The sequence below is a fragment of the Staphylococcus caledonicus genome (assembly GCF_016238465.1).
GTDB classification, from domain to species: domain Bacteria; phylum Bacillota; class Bacilli; order Staphylococcales; family Staphylococcaceae; genus Staphylococcus; species Staphylococcus caledonicus.
Genome location: NZ_JABTXV010000024.1, coordinates 1 through 255, shown reverse-complemented (window position 1 = coordinate 255; position 255 = coordinate 1). Strand labels below are relative to the sequence as shown.

At 48.2% G+C, this 255-nt stretch carries 1 rRNA gene; it reads right to left on the bottom strand.

The features are described 5' to 3' along the window. A 23S ribosomal RNA gene (locus tag HS848_RS13140) occupies nt 1–255 on the bottom strand; the annotation flags it as partial.

Here is a 255-nt window from a genome sequence, read left to right as displayed (position 1 = left end):
AGTGTTACCTGAACTTCAACCTGACCATGGGTAGATCACCTGGTTTCGGGTCTACGACCAAATACTAAACGCCCTATTCAGACTCGCTTTCGCTACGGCTCCACATTTTCTGCTTAACCTTGCATCAAATCGTAACTCGCCGGTTCATTCTACAAAAGGCACGCCATCACCCATTAACGGGCTCTGACTACTTGTAAGCACACGGTTTCAAGTTCTCTTTCACTCCCCTTCCGGGGTACTTTTCACCTTTCCCTC